Origin of the sequence: Aeromonas sp. A04, from assembly GCF_047780465.1 — a bacterium.
GTDB classification, from domain to species: domain Bacteria; phylum Pseudomonadota; class Gammaproteobacteria; order Enterobacterales; family Aeromonadaceae; genus Aeromonas; species Aeromonas bestiarum.
On record NZ_JBLNHP010000001.1, the window covers coordinates 299,041 to 310,582 of the forward strand.

Here is an 11,542-nt window from a genome sequence, read left to right on the forward strand (position 1 = left end):
CATGTCATTATTGGATTATTTTCGTTCCAACAAGAAACAAAACACCGCACAACTGGCCAAAGAGCGGTTGCAGATCATAGTCGCACACGAGCGTTCATCCAGAGGGGGGCCGGATTACCTGCCCCAGCTCAAACAGGACCTGCTCGACGTGATCCGCAAATATGTGCAGATAGACCCTGACAAGATCACGGTCCAGCTGGACAAGAAGAGTGATGAGCTGTCGGTGCTGGAGCTCAATATCACCTTCGCCGACGACAAGAAGGGATGAGCTGACGCCCCATGCGTGACCCTTTCCCTCAATGAAGACCGGATCCTGTAGCAGGATCCGGTTTTTTATTGTCACAAACGGGGCCGACTCGCGGAGCCGGATCTCGCCAAGGGAGCGGGGGCCAGCTAGAATACCGCGCGCCACCGTCCGGCATCGCCGGCGGGGCTTCTCTTTTTATTATCTGGAACAGACCAATGTCTTTGAACGACGAAATGCACAGCGTCGAGGAACTGCTCGACACAGCCCTCGAACTCTTCATGGAGCTGGCCTCCGACAACCTGCCGGAGCAGGAGATAGCCCTGTTCAACCAGGCGTTCAACGATCGGGGTCTGCTGGCGGAAACCGATCCGGCCGATGACTGGGAAGCGGACGTGGGTTTTGCCGTGAGCGATGCCGAGTACGCCGAGATCTGGGTCGGGCTTGGCAATGCCGAGCAAGAGTATGAGCACCTGTTTGCCCGCATGCTGCTCTCCCGCCGTGTTGACGAGAAGTTCTGCCACATCGAATGGCTGCCCCAATAATTCCGGATCCCGATGATCCTGGCCAGTATGTCTGGGAACCCGAGCCCGACCCCGTGCGACCGGCGCTGAAACGCCGCCTGCTGGGCTGGCTCGGCAAGCTGCTGCTGGCAGCGCTGGTCAGCTCCATCGTCTCGGTGGCGCTGCTGCGCTTTATCGATCCCCCCATGTGGACCTGGCGCATCGAGCGGGCCCTGTTTCCGCCCGCCAAGGTGACCGAGGTCAAGCATGACTGGGTGCCGCTCGAGCGCATTTCGCGGGAGCTGCAGCTGGCGGTGATCGCCGCCGAGGATCAGCGCTTCCCCGATCATAACGGCTTCGACATGAATGCCATCAGCTCGGCGCTCAAGCACAACCAGCGCAGCGAGCGGGTGCGGGGTGCCAGCACCCTCAGCCAGCAGACGGCCAAGAACCTCTTCATGTGGAGCGATCGCAGCTTCTTGCGCAAGGGGATCGAGGCCTGGTTCACCCTGCTGATGGAGCTGGGCTGGGACAAGTCCCGCATCCTCGAGGTCTATCTCAATATCGTGGAGTTCGGTCCCGGCATCTATGGCGCCGAAGCCGCCGCCAGGCACTATTTTGGCAAACCGGCCGCCCGCCTGACCCGCTATGAGGCTTCTCTGCTCGCCGCCGCCCTGCCCAATCCCTGGCGCTATCGGGTCAAGCCGCCCTCCCCTTATGTGCAGCAGCGCTCGGCCTGGATCCGCCGCCAGATGGGGCAGCTGGGTCAGGTCACCCTCAACAGGGTGCATCAGGCCGACTAAGGCATTCGGGCTCGGTGGGCGATGCTCAAGCCGGTGGGCACGAAGCCATCGCTCTCCCAGACCACAGCAGATCAATCAGAGTCCGGTGGAGATGTCTCGGCCGGCAGGCCCAGAAGATCAATCAGAGCCCGGCGGGGAAGCCTCGGCCGGCAGGCCCAGAAGATCAATCAGAGCCCGGCGGGGAAGCCTCGGCCGGCGGGCCAAGATGACCGCCTACCGTGCCCTGGTGCAGCGGCAGATAGTGCCACCACCAGGTCTCCCGCCGTCGCTTGATCTGCTGTCGCCGCACCCGCCGCTTCATGGCCTCACTCCTGTGAACAGGGCCCGGGCTCAGCCAGCCCGGGTTAACCGCCTCTTCAACCATACCTCCTGCCCGCTTCGTTGGACAGGCAGCAAATGGCCATCCGCACTGGTCTGGCCGCCACCGTCAATACTTGCTACAGTAGCGAACCTCGATGTATCTGGAGTGATTTCATGGAACAGCGTACCCCGGATCAGCTGGTCGAATGGGCCTATGATCAGTTTCTTGAGCAGGCCGCAGACATGCTGGCCCCCGAACAAATCGTCGACATCACCCTGGAATTTGAACAGCGTGGCGCCGTCGAGGCGACCCTGCCCAACGGAGACTGGTCAACCGAACTCGGTGTGCCGGTCGACATGGAGCGCTGGGTCGAAGTGTGGGTCGGCTTGCTGGACCATCAGGATGAGTTTGAGGTGATCTATGCCACCTTCCTGCTGCCCCGTTATCTGAACGAGCACAATGTCCATGTGCGCTGGCACCGCCAGCAACAGGCATAAAAAAGGCGCCATTGGCGCCTTTCTTGTTTTTGTTCTCTGCTAAGCCTGCGCCGCTATGGCCTTGGCCAGACAGCGACGACACCAGCAGGCGCTCGCCTCGCTCATGGGCAAGACGGGCAGCTGGCTGCACCAGCACTGATCTATGGTCTGACCGGCGGAGACGGCGCAAAACGCCGGCTCGCCACAGCCAGGGCACGCATGGGTGCTTGTTGACCCATCCAGCTCGGCCATCACAGCCAGCTGGGCATCGCTCTCCATGGCCGACCAGTGCCCGATCTCGGTCAGGGTACGGCCACAGCCGAGGCAGAGCCCATCCCGGGCCTGACACAGGCCGACACAGGGACTCGGCACTTATTCGCCGTCCGGCGTGCTATCGGCAGCAACGAGCGTGATGCAGTTGTCTTCGATGACAATCTTGCCCTGCTTGTAGAGGCCGCCGATGGCCTTCTTGAAGGTACCCTTGCTCATGTTGAACATCTTGTAGATGAGCTCGGGTTCGCTCTTGTCGCCCACCGCCAGACTGCCACCCTGCTTCATCAGCCGGATCAGGATCCGGCCACCGGCGTCGTCCATCCGATCCATGCCCGGCTTTTGCAGGGTCAAGTCCAGCTTGCCGTCGTCGCGCACCTGCTTGACCCAGGCGGTCAGCGGTCGACCCGTCATCACCCGGCCAAATACCTCGTTCTTGAACAGCATGCCAGAGTATTCACCGTTGACAATCGCCTTGATGCCAAGCGGCGTGTGTTCGCCCGGCAGCGCCGTCACCTCGTCACCGGCCTTGAAGGGAGGCTTGTCGGTGCGCAGGAAACGTTCCAGCCGGCTGGTGCCCACCATGCGCCCCTCGTTGTCGAGCATCAGGTGCACCAGATAGACGTGGCCCACCTGCATGGGTTTGTTCTGCTCGCGGGTCGGCACGAACAGATCCTTTTTCATGCCCCAGTCGAGGAAGGCCCCGATCTTGTTGGCATTGACCACCTTGAGGCCGACTATGTCACCCACCATGGCGAACGGCTTGTCGGTGGTGATCACCGGCTCGCAGTCGGCATCCAGATAGAGAAAGACTTCCACACCGTCATCCTCGGCCACGCCTTCCGGCAGCTGACGCTTGGGCAGCAACAGCTCGCCATATTCGTCGGCCGCAAGCCAGGCGCCCCTCTCTTCGAGCTCGATTACGGTGAGGGTGTTCATCTTGCCAATCTGTAACATGGTGATCTCTTCTTTCATTATCCGGATGGCCAATTTTTCATTGCCCGTATGGGCGCGCATGTTACCTCAAGAGCGGTAACCGGGCCTAGTCCCTTGCCCTTCTCTCACACGATTTTCGGGGCGGCCAGCCCGGTTGGTGGCGATATAATCGTCAGTCAGCCAGGGCTTTGCTGCAAATAACCCCACTTTTGGGTAGACTGCGCCGCTGTTCAAATCCAGAGGAACTGTCGATGAATCCATCCACTCGTACCCGTCATCTCAATCAATGGATCCAGACCCACAGTGGGCAGGACATGACCTACCCGGCGCTGCACGGTTTTCTGTGCGCCCGTCTGGTGGGACCGGATGCCCCTGACTGGCAGGCCCCGCTGGCCGGTCTGTTGCCACATGACGCCGAGCTGGATGAGAAGAGCAGCGACGCGCTGCACCATCTGATCGCTGAACTGGAAGCCCAGGCGGACGAGGCCCAGCTCGCCTTGCCGAGTCAGTGCCGTCTCTCCACCGAGACCCCGGAGCAGGTGTTCGCGCAGAGCCACCCCCTCGGCCAGTGGTGTTACGGCTTCAGCCAGGGGTTTGCCAGCTGGCCCAAGCCGAAGGATCTGAACGATCCCACCACCCAGTACCGCTTCAGTCTGGCCGCCGAGCTCAGCCTGTTTCGCGACAAGCCCATGGCCCAGATGCTGCACGCGGCCGCCGGCAGCGAGCTGCCCTTCATGGAATTTTGCAAACGCCAGCGTCAGAACATGAAGACGGCGCTCAACCAGCTGCTGCAGCTGGATGAGTATCAGGCAGTGCCCGGCGCTCAGGCAGCCCTCGATAGCGAGCAGGCCGAGCAGTGGCAGCAGTGGTTCGAACTGGCCGATGCCTGCCGCGATCCCCAGGCTCGCCTCGGCTGGTTTGACAAGGTGATTGACGATGCCGAGCCCCTGTTCGATGCCGCCTTCTGGCAGCAGATGGCCGGCCACGGCTGGAGTGCCCACGAGGCCCGCCCCCTGCTCGCCGCCAGAGCCGGCCGGGCCGATTGCCTGCTGCGCCTCGGCCAGCTCGAACAGGCGCGCAGCGAATATCTGGCGCTGCTCGACCTGTGCATCGCCGATGAGCTGGGTTGCCGTTATCCCCTCTCCAGCCTCTATGCCCTGCAAGGGGATTGGGCCGCCCTGCGCGCCTTGCTGGTCCGCTTCGACGAGGCCTCCAGCTGGCTGCTCTACAACAGGGCGCTGATGGCGTTTGTCTGTGACGGCCCCGAAGTGGCGCAGCCACGGCTGGATGCGGCCATCAAGGCCAATGCCCATGTGCCGGCCTGTCTGCTGGGTCAGCGCAAGCTGCCCAAACAGGAGCCACAGAGCTGGCAGGCGGGCAGTCGCGATGAAGCGGCGCTCTACACATTGCAGAGCCGCGAAGCCTGGCTCAAGCACAACGCCTTGATCTGGCTGCGTAAAGGCTGAGCAACCCGAGGCAAAAATCAGCGTCAAACAGACCCGGTTGCGGCGGATGACGTGCGCAACCGCACATTTCTCTGGTGCATGTTCAGACAAATGTCCTTGTGTTACGTATCATCAAGGTCAAAGTATCAAGAGAAACTGCACCCGATGCAGCCGTCACAGCAGGATGTCATATGTCAAAGATCATAGAGCTGCTTGCGCACTATCCCCCCTATCAGCTGGTTCACGCCGCCGAGATGGTGCGCGACACTTTTGAACAGTTTTACCAGCAGCGCTATCAGCTGACGGTGCCCCAGTGGCGCCTGATGATGGTGCTCGGCCCCAACTACCCCATCAGCCAGAAAGAGCTGGTAGAGGCGAGCGGGATGGACAAGGTGCGGATCTCCCGCGAAATCCACCGCCTGGTGGAGAAGGGGATCCTGTTTACCGAGAGCAGCGAACAGGACAAGCGGGTCAGTCTGGTGTCACTCACCCAGGCCGGGCTCACCCTGTTCCAGCAACTCAAGAGCGAAGCGGGCAGCTGGCAGCATACCCTCACCGACTATCTGCCCAGCGAGGCGCGCCAGACCATTCGTCTGCACCTGCAAAGTGTCAGCGACGCCATCGAACAGCTGCATCTGCTGGATAACGAGCACACCTCATGAACCTGAACAACTTCGCCACCATGGACGTCAACATGCTGCTGAGCCTGATCAACATGCAGCTGCGTGATCGTTACGATGATCTGGATGATCTCTGCAAGGCGCAGGATCTCGACCAGGCGGCCCTGATCGCCAGGCTTGCCAGCGGCGACTTCCACTACCGGCCGGATCAGAAACAGTTCAGATAGGGATCCGGATCACAACCCGACCCATGTCGCTGGCTCCGGCCGCAAAAGCTGCTATGGTGATGGCTACCCCAGTCGACTGACCTTCGGCAAGAAGTATGGATACATCTTGCTGTCACAGACCGCGGTTAGCCTTTCACTCACCACCGCAGCCAAGGATGACCCATGATGTTCCTGACCCGACAGACCAGCCTGATCACCCTCTGTGCCCTTCTCATGATCAGCCTGTTTTCCCCCCGCCTGCCCGACAGTGCCGAACAGTGGCTCAGCACCCTGTTGCTGGGCTCTCTGGTCGCCGTGTGCCTGATGGTGGGCAGCGGCTGTCGCCGCTTCATTCGGGATTGACTCGCGCCCTCTGCCCCTGTTGACCTCATCTTTGCCCGCACAGAAACAACAACGCAGCCCTTGGGCTGCGTTGTTTCGTTTGGTACGACACGGCTCTGCGTTATGCCGCGCCCGCCATGGCCTGTCTCTTGATCAGAGAGCCAGGGTTTCCAGCTGGCCTTTGGCCTGCTCTATGCCCTTGGCCTGGGCGTCCGGGCCCATGCCCATGCCCTCGGCGTAGATGAAGTCCACGTCCTTGATGCCGATGAAGCCCAGCACGGTACGCATGTAGGGGGTCACCAGATCGGTGGCGCTGCCGACGTGCATGCCGCCACGGGGGCTGATCACCAGGGCGCGGGTGTTCTCCACCAGACCGACCGGACCGGTTTCGGTGTAACGGAAGGTCACGCCGGCACGGGCCACCAGATCGATCCAGTTTTTCAGCTGGGTCGGGATGTTGAAGTTGTACATGGGGGCGGCAATCACCACCAGGTCGCTCGCCTTCAATTCGGCGACCAGCTCGTCGGACTGGGCCATGACGGCCAGCTGACGTTCATTGAGGTTGTCACCACCGCGCAAACCCGAGGCCAGCTCGCCATCCAGTACCGGCAGGTTGAGGGCCGCCAGATCACGCACTGTGACGGTATCGGACTGATGGTCGGCCAGGAAACCGTCGATCAGGGCGTTGGATTGGGAATACTGGCCCAGGATGCTGGACTTGAGAACGAGGATGTTAGCCATGGTGAAACTCCATTAGGTGGTCGGTTGAACAGCGGTGCTGTCGATGGAGGTCACTCTAAACGCTGAGCTTATATGCGGATAGCGAAAATAGATGCTCAACTTGTTCAAAAATTTTGACCTTAGTTCATTCTCTCGCCAACGGACCGCAGCCAGCCGCCCAAGGCTTGGCAGAACAAACGATTGCCGTTATGATCCGCCGCACTTTTTTCAGTGACCCGGATCCCATGGCACACTCGCGCAGGCACTCTCCTTTTGCCGGTGCAGTCTGGATGATGGTGGCAGGCCTCTGCTTCGCCGCCGTCAACAGCCTGAGCCAGTACGTCAGCTTCAAACTTGGCCTCCCCTCGACCCAGGTCGCCTTTCATCAATACCTGATCGCCCTGATCTGTCTGCTGCCCTGGCTTGTCCGCCACGGCTTGCGCCAGTCCCTGATGACCAATCAGCTGAGGCTGCACCTGCTGCGGGTGCTGCTGGCCGTGATCGGCATCCAGTTCTGGCTGTGGGCGCTGGCGGTGCCTGTGCCCATCTGGCAGGGGATAGCCCTCTTGATGACCTCCCCGCTGTTTGCCACCCTGGGATCGGCCCTGCTGCTCAAGGAGCAGGTGAGCCGGGCGCGCATCCTGGCAACCCTGGCGGGCTTTGTCGGCGCCATGGTGATCCTGGCCCCCTGGACCGATGATTTCAGCTGGGCCTCCCTGCTGCCAGTGGCGGCCGCCCTGTTCTGGGCCGGTTACTCCCTGCTGGTGCGCTATCAGGCGGCGAGCGAATCGTCCCACACCATAGTGGTCTACCTGCTCATCTTCAGCACCCCGTTCAACGCCATGCTGGCCCTGCCTGAGTGGCAATGGCCGAGCGAAACCCAGTGGCTGCTGGTGGCCGTGTCAGGGGTGCTGTCTGCGCTGGCCCAGATGTCCATCGCCCGCGCCTACAGCGTGGCCGAGGCCTCCTTCGTCCAGCCTTTTGACTTTGCCAAGCTGCCGATGAACGTGCTGGCAGGCTGGCTGGTGTTTGGCTGGGCACCGCCCGGCCGATTGTGGCTCGGCGCTGCCATCATCATTGGCGCCATCACGCTGCTCACCCATCTGGAGCAGCGCGCCCACAAATCCGTTTCCTGAGGCACGCCATGCGTGCCTCTTTTTTTGCCCGCTATTCGTGCAATAGCGGCCATCAACTGTGACCAACGACATCAGGAGAGATCACATGTTTGGAACCGCCACCCGCCCCGGCGCCACCCGCGCCCTGCTGCTTGGCTCGGGGGAACTCGGCAAGGAAGTCGCCATCGAGTTGCAACGGCTCGGGATCGAGGTGATCGCCGCCGACCGCTACCCCAATGCCCCCGCCATGCAGGTGGCGCACAAAGCCCACGTGCTGGACATGCTCGACGGTAACGCCCTGCGTGCCCTGGTGGCCGAGGTCAAGCCGGACCTCATCATCCCCGAAATCGAGGCCATCGCCACCGATACCCTGGCCTTTCTTGAGCAGGAGGGGGTCAAGGTGGTGCCGAACGCCCGCGCCACCCAGCTCACCATGAACCGGGAGGGGATCCGCCGGCTCGCCGCCGAAGAGTTGGGCTTGCCCACCTCCCCCTATCGCTTCGCCCAGAGCAAGGAGGAGTTCATCGCCGCCGTCGAGGCGATCGGCCTGCCCTGCGTGGTGAAACCCGTGATGAGCTCGTCAGGCAAGGGGCAGAGCGTGCTGCGCGATCTCGCCAAACTGGACGACAGCTGGACCTATGCCCAGGAGGGTGGCCGCGCCGGTCGCGGCAAGGTGATCGTCGAGGGCTTGGTCCCCTTTGAATACGAGATCACCCTGCTCACGGTACGCGCCGTGGATGGCATCCACTTCTGCGAGCCCATAGGCCATCGTCAGGAAGAGGGCGACTACCGCGAATCCTGGCAGCCGCAAGCCATGAGCGAGCTGGCACTGGCCCGCTCCAAAGCCGTGGCGGCCAAGGTGGTCGAGGCGCTGGGCGGTTATGGCTTGTTCGGGGTCGAGCTCTTCATCAAGGGCGACGAGGTGTGGTTCAGCGAAGTCTCGCCCCGCCCGCACGACACCGGCATGGTGACCCTGATCTCTCAGGATCTCTCCGAGTTTGCGCTGCACGTGCGCGCCATCCTGGGGCTGCCGGTCGGCACCATCACCCAGTACGGGCCGAGCGCCTCCGCCGTGGTGCTGCGCGAGGGGCACAGTCAGGACATCCGTTATCAGGGGATTGGCGAGGCGCTGGCCCTGGTGCCGGGTGCCCAGCTGCGGCTGTTTGGCAAGCCGGAGATAGCCGGTCGCCGCCGTCTCGGCGTGGCGCTGGCCCGCGCCCTGGATTGCCCGGATGCGGTGGAAAAGGCCAAGGCGGTCGCCGCCAAGGTAGAAGTGATTTTCTAACCCTCATTTTTTGCCACAGCAAAACAAACGTTTGCCGATGTGATCGGGCGCAAGGGGCATGGCAATGCCCCTTTTGCATTTGCCCGTCGGGCTTATAATCCCCCTTCAAATTTGTCAGGAGTACAAGATGTTAGCTGCCGTGATCTTCGATATGGATGGTGTTCTGATCGACTCGGAACCCTTTTGGCAACTGGCCCAGATGGCTGTCTTCTCCGAGCTGGGTCACCCCCACAGCGAGGAAGATTGCAACTCCACCATAGGCGTGCGCATCGATCAGCTGGTGGCGCACTGGTATCGGCTGCGCCCCTGGGTGGGCCCCAGCCAGGAAGAGGTGGTGCAGCGCATTCTGGATCGGGTCAACGCCCTCATCCTGAGCGAAGGCGAGGCCAAGGCCGGCGTGCTGGACGCGCTGACCCTGATGGAAGCACAGGGGCTTAAAATAGGTCTGGCGACTTCCTCCCCCTTCGCCATGGTGGAGGCTGTGCTCGGCAAGCTCGGTATCCGCGATCGCTTCCTGGCGGTGCATTCCGCCGAGGTGGAGCGCTTCGGCAAGCCGCACCCGGATGTCTATATCCACGCCGCCGAGAAGCTCGGCATCCTGCCGGTGCATTGTCTGGCCATAGAGGACAGTTTTACCGGCCTGCTGGCGGCCAAGGCGGCCTCCATGAAGGCGCTCATAGTGCCGGATCCCGCCCTGGTGGGCGATCCGCGTCTGGCCATCGCCGATCACCAGCTCGGCTCGCTGGCCGAACTGGATGCCGACATGCTGGCCAGCTGGGTGGCGTGAACGCGCGCGGGAGCCAGGGGCGCATAGGGCCAGAAAACCTGACACGGCGGCGCCCTTGATCTCTGTCATAAACGTGCGCTTGCTCGCGGTCAACCCCCTCCCGGCCGACTAGAATCAGGGAAGATAGGCGGCCCACGGGCCCGAGGAGGTCACCATGATCGAGTACACCAGCAAGCGTATCGTCTGCCCCCACTGTGGCCATCACACCCGGGTCGAGCTGGATGCCAGCCAGGGGGATCAGGAGTTCTACGAGGATTGCATGGCCTGCTGCAACCCCATCCACCTGCGGCTGCACCGGGACGAAGCCCGCGACTGCCTGCAGCTGTTTGTGGATGCAGACGACGAGCAGATGTTTTGACTGCGAGTTACAAACTGCGAGTTACAAAAAGCCGAGCCGCTGTTGTGACGGCGAGCGAAAGCGATCAAGAGATCACAAAGGGCCTGCATGATGCAGGCCCTTTTCTATGGCAAATCGCCAGGGAGGAGTTGAGCCAGGCAGATCACCCCGGCTGGCGCGCCGCCAGCACCCGCTCCACCGTATCGACGATGGCCTGGGTCTGGGGATCTATCTCGATATTGGTGTGCCAGCCGACTTTGACCCAGCCCAGGTTGGTGCGGGCCAGGGTCTCCGGGATCAGGTTGACGCAAAAGGTGTTCTCACGCACTTCCCCCACGGTCAGGCTGATGCCGTCGATGCCGATGTAGCCTTTGGTCAGCACATATTTCATCAGCTCGGGGGCGAGGCGATACCACACCTGGCGATTGTTGGGGGTGTCGATGACGGAGATCACCTCAGCCGTGCCCATGATGTGGCCGGACATGGCATGACCGCCGATCTCGTCGCCAAAACGGGCCGCCCGCTCCACGTTGACCTTGTCCCCCGGCTGCAGCTGGCCCAGGTTGGTCAGACGCAGTGTCTCCTGCATCAGATCGAAGCTGACCAGATCCCCTTCCACCCGGGTGACGGTCAGGCAGCAGCCGTTGTGGGCCACGGAGGCGCCAAGCGCCAGCCCCTCGCCCCAGGCCTGGCTGGGCATGCGGATCAGGTGGGTGCGAAAGTTGGGCTGCTCTTCGATGGCCACCAGTTCGGCGGTCCCCTGCACTATGCCGGTGAACATGTCTCGTCTCCTGCTACGAAAAAAGGCAGGTTAACCCCGCGCCGCGGCACTGACAAGCGCGCCAGCTGACAAGCCAGCCCTCGATCGCTATAGTGACGGCGTTCACATTCGGGTTAACGAGGAAAAAGAAATGCAGGTATATCAATGTTGTGAGGCCATTCGCATCGCCTATAACCAGATAGGCTCAGGTGATCAGGGCTATGTGCCGCAGGCCATAGCCGCGGCCATACGGGCGCTCAACGCCGTGGCCTCTGACGAGCGGGTGCCGGCCGATCTGCGCGAGCAGGCCGCCTATGCCGCCGCCAATCTGCTGATCAGCGATCACGAAGACGCCTGATCCCGCCACAAAGCCGCGCCTCAACCGTTTCATG

The 11,542-nt window shown here is 62.0% G+C and carries 17 protein-coding genes; 13 read left to right on the forward strand and 4 right to left on the reverse strand.

The window, feature by feature from the left end:
• The first annotated feature begins 1 nt into the window (after position 1).
• The 4 genes from minE to ACM3N8_RS01255 all read left to right on the forward strand — a co-directional run bounded on the left by minE (position 2) and on the right by ACM3N8_RS01255 (position 2,348).
• Positions 2-268 (forward strand): cell division topological specificity factor MinE, encoded by a 267-nt coding sequence (gene minE, locus ACM3N8_RS01240; RefSeq protein WP_005311265.1) that lies wholly within the window; start codon positions 2-4, stop codon positions 266-268.
• Between the two features lie 194 nt (positions 269-462).
• A complete protein-coding gene (locus tag ACM3N8_RS01245) occupies positions 463-789 on the forward strand; it encodes an HI1450 family dsDNA-mimic protein (protein ID WP_041205707.1) in 327 nt (108 codons plus the stop codon).
• 53 nt (positions 790-842) lie between these two features.
• Positions 843-1,550, forward strand: a complete 708-nt coding sequence (mtgA, locus tag ACM3N8_RS01250; RefSeq protein WP_098985143.1) for a monofunctional biosynthetic peptidoglycan transglycosylase — start codon at positions 843-845, stop codon at positions 1,548-1,550.
• 474 nt (positions 1,551-2,024) lie between these two features.
• Complete coding sequence (locus ACM3N8_RS01255; RefSeq protein WP_098984136.1) at positions 2,025-2,348, forward strand: HI1450 family dsDNA-mimic protein; 324 nt, start codon at positions 2,025-2,027, stop codon at positions 2,346-2,348.
• Between the two features lie 39 nt (positions 2,349-2,387).
• Here ACM3N8_RS01255 and ACM3N8_RS01260 read toward each other — a convergent pair whose 3' ends face one another.
• Both ACM3N8_RS01260 and ACM3N8_RS01265 read right to left on the reverse strand, forming a co-directional pair.
• Positions 2,388-2,699 (reverse strand): DUF1289 domain-containing protein, encoded by a 312-nt coding sequence (locus ACM3N8_RS01260; protein ID WP_098984137.1) that lies wholly within the window; start codon positions 2,697-2,699, stop codon positions 2,388-2,390.
• The gene (locus tag ACM3N8_RS01265) at positions 2,700-3,572 is read right to left on the reverse strand and encodes a S1 RNA-binding domain-containing protein (RefSeq protein WP_098984138.1); all 873 of its coding nucleotides are present in this window, start codon (positions 3,570-3,572) and stop codon (positions 2,700-2,702) included.
• A 212-nt stretch (positions 3,573-3,784) separates the two neighbouring features.
• On the opposite strand from ACM3N8_RS01265, the gene ACM3N8_RS01270 reads away from it, so the two are divergent.
• From ACM3N8_RS01270 to ACM3N8_RS01285, 4 genes are all read left to right on the forward strand, one after another.
• On the forward strand, positions 3,785-4,999 hold the full coding sequence (locus ACM3N8_RS01270) for a UPF0149 family protein (RefSeq protein WP_290018332.1): 1,215 nt from the start codon (positions 3,785-3,787) through the stop codon (positions 4,997-4,999).
• Between the two features lie 170 nt (positions 5,000-5,169).
• On the forward strand, positions 5,170-5,640 hold the full coding sequence (locus tag ACM3N8_RS01275) for a MarR family winged helix-turn-helix transcriptional regulator (RefSeq protein ID WP_043138813.1): 471 nt from the start codon (positions 5,170-5,172) through the stop codon (positions 5,638-5,640).
• The gene (locus tag ACM3N8_RS01280; RefSeq protein WP_043138815.1) at positions 5,637-5,825 is read left to right on the forward strand and encodes a DUF4250 domain-containing protein; all 189 of its coding nucleotides are present in this window, start codon (positions 5,637-5,639) and stop codon (positions 5,823-5,825) included. Before ACM3N8_RS01275 ends, ACM3N8_RS01280 begins: the two co-directional genes overlap by 4 nt.
• A 162-nt stretch (positions 5,826-5,987) precedes the next feature.
• Positions 5,988-6,167, forward strand: a complete 180-nt coding sequence (locus ACM3N8_RS01285) for a hypothetical protein (RefSeq protein WP_043138817.1) — start codon at positions 5,988-5,990, stop codon at positions 6,165-6,167.
• 132 nt (positions 6,168-6,299) lie between these two features.
• Here ACM3N8_RS01285 and ACM3N8_RS01290 read toward each other — a convergent pair whose 3' ends face one another.
• The gene (locus ACM3N8_RS01290; protein ID WP_098984141.1) at positions 6,300-6,887 is read right to left on the reverse strand and encodes an FMN-dependent NADH-azoreductase; all 588 of its coding nucleotides are present in this window, start codon (positions 6,885-6,887) and stop codon (positions 6,300-6,302) included.
• A 224-nt stretch (positions 6,888-7,111) separates the two neighbouring features.
• On the opposite strand from ACM3N8_RS01290, the gene ACM3N8_RS01295 reads away from it, so the two are divergent.
• From ACM3N8_RS01295 to ACM3N8_RS01310, 4 genes are all read left to right on the forward strand, one after another.
• Complete coding sequence (locus ACM3N8_RS01295; protein WP_241325026.1) at positions 7,112-8,002, forward strand: DMT family transporter; 891 nt, start codon at positions 7,112-7,114, stop codon at positions 8,000-8,002.
• Between the two features lie 85 nt (positions 8,003-8,087).
• Positions 8,088-9,266, forward strand: a complete 1,179-nt coding sequence (purT, locus tag ACM3N8_RS01300) for a formate-dependent phosphoribosylglycinamide formyltransferase (protein WP_416015330.1) — start codon at positions 8,088-8,090, stop codon at positions 9,264-9,266.
• Positions 9,267-9,393: 127 nt separating this feature from the next.
• The gene (gene hxpB / locus ACM3N8_RS01305) at positions 9,394-10,053 is read left to right on the forward strand and encodes a hexitol phosphatase HxpB (protein ID WP_416015331.1); all 660 of its coding nucleotides are present in this window, start codon (positions 9,394-9,396) and stop codon (positions 10,051-10,053) included.
• A 154-nt stretch (positions 10,054-10,207) separates the two neighbouring features.
• Complete coding sequence (locus ACM3N8_RS01310) at positions 10,208-10,411, forward strand: CPXCG motif-containing cysteine-rich protein (RefSeq protein WP_005301298.1); 204 nt, start codon at positions 10,208-10,210, stop codon at positions 10,409-10,411.
• A 142-nt stretch (positions 10,412-10,553) separates the two neighbouring features.
• Here the strand turns inward: ACM3N8_RS01310 and ACM3N8_RS01315 are convergent, their stop codons facing one another.
• Positions 10,554-11,171, reverse strand: a complete 618-nt coding sequence (locus ACM3N8_RS01315) for a riboflavin synthase subunit alpha (RefSeq protein ID WP_416015332.1) — start codon at positions 11,169-11,171, stop codon at positions 10,554-10,556.
• 130 nt (positions 11,172-11,301) lie between these two features.
• On the opposite strand from ACM3N8_RS01315, the gene ACM3N8_RS01320 reads away from it, so the two are divergent.
• Positions 11,302-11,508: a YaeP family protein gene (locus tag ACM3N8_RS01320; RefSeq protein ID WP_043138843.1), complete on the forward strand. Its 207-nt coding sequence runs from the start codon at positions 11,302-11,304 to the stop codon at positions 11,506-11,508.
• The last annotated feature ends 34 nt before the right edge of the window (positions 11,509-11,542 follow it).